The 8932-nt window shown below is 39.7% G+C and carries 8 protein-coding genes; 6 read left to right on the top strand and 2 right to left on the bottom strand.

Annotated elements, in window-relative coordinates; translation table 11 throughout:
• Nucleotides 1-14 precede the first annotated feature (14 nt).
• Both KO495_RS11430 and KO495_RS11425 read right to left on the bottom strand, forming a co-directional pair.
• On the bottom strand, nucleotides 15-1184 hold the full coding sequence (locus KO495_RS11430) for an isovaleryl-CoA dehydrogenase (RefSeq protein WP_215980541.1): 1170 nt from the start codon (nucleotides 1182-1184) through the stop codon (nucleotides 15-17).
• 59 nt (nucleotides 1185-1243) lie between these two features.
• Nucleotides 1244-1645: a MerR family DNA-binding transcriptional regulator gene (locus KO495_RS11425; RefSeq protein ID WP_215980540.1), complete on the bottom strand. Its 402-nt coding sequence runs from the start codon at nucleotides 1643-1645 to the stop codon at nucleotides 1244-1246.
• Between the two features lie 358 nt (nucleotides 1646-2003).
• Between KO495_RS11425 and KO495_RS11420 the strand changes: the two genes are divergently transcribed.
• The 6 genes from KO495_RS11420 to KO495_RS11395 all read left to right on the top strand — a co-directional run bounded on the left by KO495_RS11420 (nucleotide 2004) and on the right by KO495_RS11395 (nucleotide 8373).
• A complete protein-coding gene (locus KO495_RS11420; RefSeq protein WP_215980539.1) occupies nucleotides 2004-3203 on the top strand; it encodes an acetyl-CoA C-acyltransferase in 1200 nt (399 codons plus the stop codon).
• A gap of 152 nt (nucleotides 3204-3355) precedes the next feature.
• Nucleotides 3356-4513 carry an acyl-CoA dehydrogenase family protein gene (locus KO495_RS11415; protein ID WP_215980538.1) on the top strand — a complete coding sequence of 386 codons (1158 nt, stop codon included), beginning with the start codon at nucleotides 3356-3358 and terminating at the stop codon, nucleotides 4511-4513.
• Between the two features lie 67 nt (nucleotides 4514-4580).
• Nucleotides 4581-5369: an enoyl-CoA hydratase gene (locus KO495_RS11410; protein ID WP_215980537.1), complete on the top strand. Its 789-nt coding sequence runs from the start codon at nucleotides 4581-4583 to the stop codon at nucleotides 5367-5369.
• An 84-nt stretch (nucleotides 5370-5453) separates the two neighbouring features.
• Nucleotides 5454-6620, top strand: a complete 1167-nt coding sequence (locus KO495_RS11405; RefSeq protein WP_215980536.1) for an enoyl-CoA hydratase/isomerase family protein — start codon at nucleotides 5454-5456, stop codon at nucleotides 6618-6620.
• A gap of 53 nt (nucleotides 6621-6673) precedes the next feature.
• On the top strand, nucleotides 6674-7570 hold the full coding sequence (mmsB, locus tag KO495_RS11400) for a 3-hydroxyisobutyrate dehydrogenase (protein ID WP_215980535.1): 897 nt from the start codon (nucleotides 6674-6676) through the stop codon (nucleotides 7568-7570).
• Nucleotides 7571-7602: 32 nt separating this feature from the next.
• Complete coding sequence (locus KO495_RS11395) at nucleotides 7603-8373, top strand: SDR family oxidoreductase (RefSeq protein WP_215980534.1); 771 nt, start codon at nucleotides 7603-7605, stop codon at nucleotides 8371-8373.
• Nucleotides 8374-8932: the final 559 nt, after the last annotated feature.

Below are 8932 nucleotides of genomic sequence, written 5' to 3'. Positions count from 1 at the left end.
AAACCGAGTTCAGGTTACTTAGATTCGTTGAATAATTCACGGCCTATCAACATACGGCGAATTTCAGAAGTACCGGCACCTATTTCATATAGCTTAGCATCACGTAGTAAACGCGCGACTGGGAACTCATTGATATAACCGTTACCACCTAAAATTTGAATTGCATCAAGTGCCATTTTGGTCGCTAGCTCAGCACTATATAAAATAACGCCTGCTGCATCTTTACGTGTAGTTTCACCACGGTCACAAGCTTGTGCCACATTATATACGTAAGAGCGAGCGGCATTCATTTGGGTGTACATATCAGCAACTTTGCCCTGAATTAATTGAAACTCACCAATGGATTGGCCAAATTGTTTTCGGTCGTGAATATAAGGAATAACGTTATCCATACAAGCGGTCATAATGCCCAATGGGCCACCAGAAAGTACTACGCGTTCATAATCTAAGCCACTCATAAGTACTTGCACGCCACGACCAACTTCTCCGAGAACATTTTCTTCAGGTACTTCACAGTCTTGGAAAACCAACTCACAGGTATTTGAACCACGCATACCTAATTTGTCTAATTTTTGATGGCGTGAAAAGCCAGGGTAATCACGCTCAACAATAAAAGCGGTCATGCCTTTTGAGCCAGCGTTAAGGTCTGTTTTGGCATAAATAACATAAGTGTGAGCGTCAGGGCCGTTAGTGATCCACATCTTATTACCATTGAGAACGTATTTATTGCCTTGCTTTACTGCACTAAGCTTCATGCTAACAACATCCGAGCCTGCGTTAGGCTCACTCATTGCTAGTGCGCCAATATGTTCACCAGAGCAAAGTTTTGGTAAGTATTTTTCTTTTTGTGCTTGGCTACCGTTGCGATTAATTTGGTTTACACAAAGGTTTGAATGCGCGCCATAGCTTAAACCTACCGAGGCACTGGCACGGCTTATTTCTTCAATGGCAATAACATGTTCCATATAGCCTAAACCGCTACCACCAAATTCTTCAGGCACGGTAATACCTAATAAGCCCATGTCTCCAAACTTACGCCATAAATCATTAGGAAACTCATTATCAATATCAATTTGTTCGGCACGAGGGGCTATTTCATCACGGGCAAATGCATTCACTTGATCGCGAATCATATCGGCGGTTTCGCCTAAATTAAAATTAAGAGAGCTGTATCGTGAAATCATGGTGTTTCCTCATTTATGTTCTGTAAGCTTGTTATTTGTTATTTGTTATTTGTTATTTGTTATTTGTTATTTTCTAATGATGATAAAATATCTTTACAGTTTTTCTCTAAATCATCGAGTTCAATCAATACAGCGTTTATATCATCAAGCTGCTGTTTTAAATCAGATTTCTTGTCAGATATTAAAGACATAATGCTATTGAGTTGAGTTGCACTGGTTTTATCCACATCATAAAGCTCAAATAGTCGTCCTGTTTCAGCTAATGAAAACCCTAATCGTTTACCACGTAAAATCAGTTTAAGGCGAACTCTATCGCGTTGATTATAGATACGGGTTTGCCCTTTTCTTGAGGGGGCAATTAATCCTTGGTCTTCGTAAAAACGTATGCTGCGGGTAGTAATGTCAAATTCTTTTGATAAATCACTAATGGAATAGCTGAGCGAACTTATCTTTTTAGTCATCTACTTCTTCTCAAAAATTGTATTTATTGATTTATCTTATATGAAGTTTACGTTAACGTAAAGTTGTGCGGTGTTTTGTTAATAGAGAGACTTAGTTTTTTAAGCTTGCTGTACTAATGCTGTGTTAGTGCCTAATTTTAGTGCTGCCTAGGGATAAGGTCAGACTAATGCTATATATTTTAAGCTATTTCTTGAGTTTTTAAGTTCAATCAACTTTACATTTAACTGTAATTATCTTCTTACAGTTTGGCTGAGATCAAAAGAATCTCTTAGTAAGTTTACGTTGGCGTAAAGCAGTGATTAAGTTAGTCTTGATTAAATCAGTATTTTTTATGTAACCTTTTTGTTGGAGAAAACAATGTCATTATCAGATCCTATCGTGATTGTTTCTGCGGTTAGAACCCCTATGGGTGGCTTTGGTGGATGCTTATCTGCCGTTAGTGCACCTGAGTTGGGCGCAAGCGCAATTAAAGCCGCAGTAGCGCAAGCCAATATAGCGAATGATCAAGTTGATGAAGTGATAATGGGCTGTGTTTTACCTGCGGGTTTAAAGCAAGCCCCTGCACGTCAAGCGTCGATTGCTGCTGGTTTAGCGTTATCTACGGTATGTACCACCATAAATAAAGTGTGTGGCTCAGGCATGAAAGCGGCAATGCAAGCACATGATGCTTTATTAGCAGGCAGTATTGATGTTGCTGTTGCGGGCGGCATGGAAAGCATGAGTAATGCACCTTACCTATTACCTAATGCCAGAAGTGGAATGCGTATGGGGCATGGTCAAGTGCTCGACCATATGATGTTTGATGGCCTTGAAAATGCCTATGATGGTATTTCAATGGGCTGCTTTGCTCAAGAAACGGCTGATGCCTCAAACTTTACACGTGAAGCCATGGATGAATTTGCGATTCGCTCTTTATCTCGTGCTAATGCGGCGATTGAAAGCGGTGCATTTAAAAATGAAGTGACCCCCGTTACGTTCATTGAGCGACGTAAAGAAGTCACAATTGATACCGATGAACAACCAGGTAATGCACGCCCTGATAAAATACCATCGCTACGCGCCGCTTTTAAAAAAGACGGCACTATAACTGCTGCTAACTCTAGCTCTATTTCAGATGGTGGTGCTGCTTTAGTGATGATGAAGTTATCTGAAGCAACAAAGCGTGGCTTAACACCGCTTTGTAAAGTAGTTGCCCATGCAACTCATGCTCAAGCGCCAAGCGAATTCACCGTAGCGCCAGTTGGCGCAATGACCAAAGTGCTTGCGAAAGCTAACTGGGAAACTTCAGAGGTAGATCTTTTTGAAATTAATGAAGCTTTTGCCATGGTAACTATGCTTGCTGTGAAAAACCTTTCGCTTGATATCAATAAAGTAAATGTTAATGGTGGAGCTTGTGCGTTAGGTCATCCACTGGGCGCTAGTGGTGCTCGTATTATGGTGACATTAATTCATGCGCTTAAAAATAAAGCGTTAACTGAAGGTGGCAAGCCAAAAGGTGTTGCTTCTTTATGTATTGGTGGTGGTGAAGCAACAGCAATCGCATTAGAAGTTATGTAGTTACCAGTTATGTGGTATGAAGCAATTTATTTGTTAGAAGTATTTATTGATTAACGTTAACTGCGTGCTTTTTCTGTAACTTGAACCATACCACAAAGATGAATAACTACTTACTGAATATATGAATATGCTTTTAACGATAGGAATTATTGATGAACTTTGACTTAACACAAGACCAACAAATGTTTGCTGAAACGGCCAAACAGTTTAGTGACAGCGAACTATTACCTTACGCAGCCCAATGGGATCAAGAGCACTTTTTCCCCAGAGCAACTATTAGCAAAGCGGGTGAACTTGGCTTTTGTGGTCTATATGCGCCAGAAGAAGTCGGCGGCTTAGGATTGAGTAGATTAGATTCATCAATTATTTTTGAACAACTCGCCATGGGGTGTACCACTACCACAGCGATGTTAACTATTCATAACATGGCAACGTGGATGATTGCTACTTGGGGCACAAAAGCCGTTAAAGATACTTGGTGCGCTGAACTTGTCACGGGTGAAAAACTCGCTTCATATTGTTTAACTGAACCGGGATCAGGCTCAGATGCCGCATCACTACGTACCACTGCTAAAGCTGAAGGCGAACATTATCTTATTAATGGTTCAAAAATGTTTATTTCAGGCGCTGGTGAAACTGACGTGTTAGTGGTTATGGTTCGCACCGGTGAAGCCGGAGCAAAAGGGGTGTCTGCCGTCGTTATTCCTGCAGATGCACCTGGGGTTATTTATGGCAAAGCAGAAGAGAAAATGGGCTGGAATGCCCAACCAACCAAACAAATAACCTTTGATAATGTCAAAATACCTCGTGAAAACTTACTTGCTAATGAAGGCGATGGTTTTACTTTAGCCATGAAAGGACTTGATGGCGGTCGTATAAATATCGCGACTTGTTCTATTGGTACTGCGCAACAAGCACTCAATACTGCGATGTCTTACATGCAGGAACGTGAACAATTTGGCAAACCTATTGCCGCCTTTCAAGGTTTACAATTTAAATTAGCTGATATGGCTACTGAGCTTGTTGCAGCTAGACAACTTGTTAGGCTTGCAGCCTATAAATTGGATCAAAACGATGCTGAAAAAACCGCTTATTGTGCGATGGCAAAACGTTTTGCAACCGATATTGGTTTTCAAGTGTGTGATGCTGCATTACAAATTCACGGTGGCTATGGCTACATTAAAGAATACCCATTAGAGCGCCACTTTAGAGATGTACGTGTTCATCAGATTTTAGAAGGCACTAATGAAATTATGCGCGTTATTATTGCTCGTCGCTTATTAACGGAAGGAGCAGGGCAGCTGCTTTAGCTTTTTTTAGTATTTTTAGCGAAATAATTGCCTGCATATTTACCAAAAATTTAGGAGAAAAAGTTACATGTCTGAGTATTCATCACAATATTTAAAAGTAGAGATTGTTGATCACACCGCAGTGGTTACCTTTAATAACCCTCCAGCACACACATGGACAGCACAAAGTTTAACTGATTTACGGGACTTGGTTTTAGCCTTAAATGAAGACAAAAATATTTATGCCTTGGTTTTAACGGGTGATGGTGAAAAGTTTTTTTCAGCGGGTGCAGACTTAAATGTTTTTGCCGATGGTGATAAACAAGTTGCTGCGCAGATGAGTAATATTTTTGGTCAAGCGTTTGAAACTTTATCTGACTTTAGAGGCGTTTCTATTTCAGCAATTAATGGCTACGCCATGGGCGGAGGTTTAGAAGTTGCGCTAGCATGTGATATTCGAATTGCAGAAGCGCATGCTGTTATGGCGTTGCCTGAAGCAACGGTAGGTTTATTACCTTGCGCTGGTGGTACACAAAATCTTGCATTACTTGTAGGAGAAGGTTGGACTAAGCGTATGATTTTATGTGGCGAGCGCCTTAATGCCGAAAAAGCATTATTGATCAATTTAGTTGAAGAAGTCGTTGCTCAAGGTGAAGGTAAAGCTAGTGCTCTTGCTCTTGCTGAAAAAGTTGCCAAACAGAGCCCAGTAGCGGTAACTGCTTGTAAGCAGTTAATTCAAAAAAATCGTGTTATGCCTATTAATCAGGCATTAGTACACGAACGTCAGGCTTTTGTTGATTTATTTGATTCACACGACCAAAAAGAGGGAGTGCAAGCCTTTCTCGAAAAACGAAAACCCGTTTGGCGAAATAAGTAGTACTGCTTATATACAATGCCAATAAAGCGTTGAGTAGTTGAAAGTACCGAAAAGCCAAAACTAGTAACATCAAATAGGAAAATTATGACGGACGTAGTTATATTTCAAGAGTTGAGCTGTGATAACGGAAAAAAAATAGGGGTTATTACACTTAACTCTCCCAAATCACTCAATGCACTTAGCGGTGAAATGATAGCATTACTTTACCCTAAGTTATTAAGCTGGCAGCAACAGCAAGATATTGCCGCGGTCTTTTTACAGGGTGAAGGAGAAAAAGCTTTTTGCGCAGGTGGCGATATTGTTCATTTATATCAGGCAATGAAAGAGCATGTTGCCACTCATGACGCGAATACAGCAACTGATCAATTAACGACGGATAATCACTTTTCTCCCATTATTACAGAATATTTTACGCAAGAATATCAACTAGACTTTTTAATCCATACCTTCAACAAGCCTTTTATTGTTTGGGGAAGTGGTATTGTTATGGGCGGAGGGCTAGGTTTAATGGCTGGTGCTAGCCATCGTGTGGTTACGGAAAGTTCACGTATTGCTATGCCTGAAATTAGCATCGGCTTATTCCCTGATGTCGGCGGAAGTTATTTTCTCAATAAAATGCCAGTAGGCTGTGGTTTGTTTTTAGCATTAACAGGTGCCTCTATTAATGCTGCGGATGCTAAATATTGCCAACTTGCCGATTATTTTATTGAACAGCAACATAAAGAAAACTTGCTTGAGCAACTTAAAATGATTAATTGGGGAGAAACTATTCCGCTTAATCACGATAAAACATCACAGCTTCTACAAGAGTTTGAGCAAAGTTGTGTAAACAAACTACCTAGCTCGCCTATAAAGTCACATCAAGCATTGATCAGCCAGCTTGTCGATAAAAGCACATTAATTGATATTGTTAGCGCTATTGATGCTATTGATAGCGATGATAAATGGTTAAGTCGCGCTCAACAGTCATTACAAAAAGGCAGTATGTTAAGTGCTCAATTAGCGTATTCGCAATTGCAGCGTGGTAAAGGTATGCCATTAGCAGACTGTTTTAAAATGGAGTTAAACTTAGCAGTAAAATGTGGCTACTTTGGCGAGTTTTTAGAAGGTGTACGCGCTTTATTAATCGACAAAGATAACGTACCTCAATGGCGTTACTCATCGGTTGATTGTATTGAAAAATCCGTACTAGATTGGTTTTTTGACTCGGCTTGGTCAAAAGAAACACACCCACTGGCTAAATTAACCTAGTAGACGGTAAAACTAAAAAATGATTAAACATACAAGAGGTTAAAGGGAAGATTATGGCGAATATTGCTTTTATCGGTTTAGGTAACATGGGTAGCCCAATGGCTATTAACTTAGTGAAAGCAGGTCACCAAGTCTGCGTGTTTGACTTGGCTGATGAGGCGGTAAGTAAAGTTGTTGCTGCTGGCGCGGTAACTAAAAAGACAGCTGCCGAGTGTGTTCAAAACGCACAGTTTATTATTTCTATGTTGCCTGCCGGTAAGCATGTTGACGCGGTATATTTAACCGAAAAAACAGGACTTATTAATTATATAGAGCCAAACAGTTTAGTTATAGATTCATCAACTATTGATGCCGCTACTTCATGTAAAGTTGCCCAAGCGCTAGCTCAAAAAAAGATTGGTTTTGTTGATGCCCCGGTTTCAGGAGGCGTTGGTGGGGCTGTTGCAGGAACATTAAGTTTTATGGTTGGTGGTAGTTTAGCTGAGTTTGAACAAGCTAGCCCAATACTTGAAGCAATGGGAAAGAATATTTTTCATGCTGGTGAACATGGCGCTGGTCAAATAGCCAAAGCTTGCAACAATATGCTGCTATCAATATTAATGATTGGTACCAGTGAAGCATTACAGTTAGGTATGGCGAATGGCTTAGATCCTAAAGTCTTATCTAACATCATGAGTAAAAGCTCTGGCAGTAACTGGACCCTTGATGTTTATAACCCTTGTCCTGATGTTATGGATAATGTTCCTTCTTCAAATAACTATCAAGGCGGCTTTATGGTTGATTTAATGGCTAAAGATCTTGGTTTAGCGATGGAAACCGCGTTGGCAAGTCATTCATCAACCCCTATGGGAGCCTTAGCTCGGAGTTTATACACTATGCATGCCAATACAGGCAATGGCAGTAAAGATTTTTCCAGTATATTTAATGTATTCAATTTACCGAGCAAATAGTACTTATTAGACAATAGCGAGTATCTCATCTTATGAATTTAGAAAATAAAACAATTGTTATCACTGGTGGCGGTCAAGGCTTAGGGTTAACTATGGCGATTCATTTCGCAAAGTCAGGCGCTAATATTGCACTGATTGACTTAAATGAAGAGCAATTACAAGAAAGCGTTAAGCAAGTACATGCCGCAGGGCATGAAAATACTCAAGTAAGGTATTACCTTGCAAATGTAAGTCAGGAAACTGCAGTAGAAGAAGTGTTTAAGCAAATTAATCACGACTTTAATGGCATTGACGGATTAGTAAATAATGCAGGTATCTTGCGAGATGGTATGTTCGTAAAAGCTAAAGATGGCGTTGTCAGTAAAAAAATGTCATTAGAGAGCTTTCAATCGGTTATTGATGTCAATTTAACTGGCGTATTTTTATGTGGCCGTGAAGCTGCAGTGCATATGATAGAAGGAAATAAGTCAGGGGTGATTATCAATATGTCATCAATTGCCCGTGGTGGTAATATCGGACAAACTAACTATGCTGCTGCTAAAGCTGGTGTTGTTGCCATGACTACTACGTGGGCAAGGGAGCTTGGTAGGCACGGTATTCGTGTTGGAGCTATTGCACCAGGTGTTATACGTACTGCAATGACCGATGCTATGAAACCTGAAATGCGAGATAGACTGGAAAAAATGAAACCTGTAGGGCGGTTAGGTGAAGCAGAAGAAATAGCTCACACTGCAAAGTACATCTTTGAAAATGATTTTTTTACGGGCAGAGTTGTCGAAATTGATGGCGGCCTTTGTATGTAGCTAGCTTTTAAGATAAACACTGCAAATGAAGAGTGTTTTTTGAACTAAACACTCTTTTTTGTTTGTTAAATGAGCATTCAAAACAAAAAAGTCATTAAAATGAAAATAACCCTTGCGCATTCAAGTTAGCTCTCTATAATGCGCTCCAGTTCCAAGGGGTTCAGCCAAAAAGAAGCCTAAAAGAACTGTTTTGATAGCTTATCTACTCGTTTTATCGAATAAACAAGCCACTTAACGTTTACTTTTAAATGATTCTAAAATTATTTTAAATTAAAGGTTGACATCAAAACTCGGAGGCGTATGATACGCATCCTGCTTCGGGGCTACGGCAACAAGCACGCTACTTACCAGTAGCGATGATAATGAGCGAATGTGACTCTTATCTTCTTCTTTAACAATTAGTTATCATGCAATTTGTGTGAACACTCACTTTATTGATGTTTTACTTAAGTTCTTAGCTTTTATAGCGGAACAAAAAAACGCTTCAATGAATGATGTTCATGCAATAAATATATACTTATATATGTAATGCGATATCTATTTCGGTAGGTATCACGAC

The organism is Colwellia sp. D2M02 (assembly GCF_018860755.1).
Lineage (GTDB): Bacteria > Pseudomonadota > Gammaproteobacteria > Enterobacterales > Alteromonadaceae > Colwellia > Colwellia asteriadis.
Note: the sequence above shows the minus strand (reverse complement) of the source record. Positions and strands in the feature narration are given on the sequence as shown.